Annotated in this window: 1 protein-coding gene; it reads right to left on the reverse strand. The window is 69.4% G+C overall.

Annotation, left to right across the window (positions count from 1 at the left end; translation table 11 throughout):
* Positions 1 to 51: 51 nt before the first annotated feature.
* The gene (locus ACWEVN_RS47965; protein WP_452055728.1) at positions 52 to 666 is read right to left on the reverse strand and encodes a hypothetical protein; all 615 of its coding nucleotides are present in this window, start codon (positions 664 to 666) and stop codon (positions 52 to 54) included.
* Positions 667 to 1,234 lie beyond the last annotated feature (568 nt).

Here is a 1,234-nt window from a genome sequence, read left to right on the forward strand (position 1 = left end):
GCACCTGACGGTGCCACCGCCCCTCTTCTCGTGCCCGGCCTGCCCAGCCGATCAGTCCGCCGGAACATCCACCTCCGAATATGGTCTCGTCTCCGACGACACATCCTGCTCGTCCACCGGCTTCCCAGCTGCCGGATTCCCAATCGGCGAGGCGTCCATTGGGCCTGCATCCGCAGTCGCGCCGTCACTCCGCTGCTTGCCGGCTTCCGACGCCGCGGCGCCGCGCGACAACGCGGTCACCGCCTTCGCCGAGATCCCCAGCAACACCGCTGTCTCCCCTGCCCCGACATCCGCCGCGCGGATCTCAGCGACCGAAGTCGCCATCACCGCGCGCCACTCGCCGATCTCCATCTCTGCGTCCGCGCGGACCTGCTCGGCTGCTCGCTCGAACTCCGCAGCCCTCGCCGCGCGCTGCCTGTCCAGCTCGGCCAGCTTCCGATCCAGCTGCGCGCTCAGCGCGGCGATCCGATCCTCACGCCGGCGCTCTACGGCCTCGATCGCCGTCACCGCTTCCGCGAACGGCCCCAGCGCTGCATCAACCCGTCGCTCGTTCTCACGCTCGCGCTCCAACTGCTCCGAGCGGCGCCGCCGCGCCGCCTCCAGGCGCGCCAGCGTCGCCGACGACCGGCGCTTCCGCCCGGAACCTGCTGTTTGACGTTCAACCATGACGCACCTCCCGCGCGGGGGAGGGCTGCGGTTCTACCGCTCAGCCTACCCGCGACACGGGCGCCACCGGGCCGCGCCGACGAGGCAGCGCTTACGCCGCTGACAGGACGACCGACAGCGTCGAGCGTGTCTACGGCGACAGCCGGCGAGCGAGGAGAAGGGCGCGGTACCGCCGCAGCAGCCCCGAAGGGCCACGCCACCGAAGTGGCAAGCCGCAAAACTCGCGGCGGCCCGCTGACGCTCCGCCACAAGGCCCAAACAAGCCCACGGAGCGCTGCCAGCAGCATACCTGCAGGCCACGAGCCCCACCGTGCCACTGCAGGAGGCACAGTCTCGGCCGGTCGGGCGCCTGCGTCTAGCGCACACCGGCACAGGGGAACCTTCCCATGCTTCGTCGCGTCCGTGGGTGGTGGGTGGCCCCGAAATTGTATCGGTCGTCCCCCCAAATACAAGGGCACCCCAAATTATTTTTGACCGAAAAGCGTGGCCAAAAATAATTTGAGGCCCCACCCTTGTATTCGGGGCCCCTACTCCCTAGGCCAGGCGTTAAGGGCAGGCCGAGGGCCTG

Source organism: Amycolatopsis sp. NPDC003861, assembly GCF_053605405.1.

Excerpts from the sequence above, each read along its gene's own strand:
- ACWEVN_RS47965 (WP_452055728.1), bottom strand. The coding sequence starts at position 666 with ATGGTTGAACGTCAAACAGCAGGTTCCGGGCGGAAGCGCCGGTCGTCG.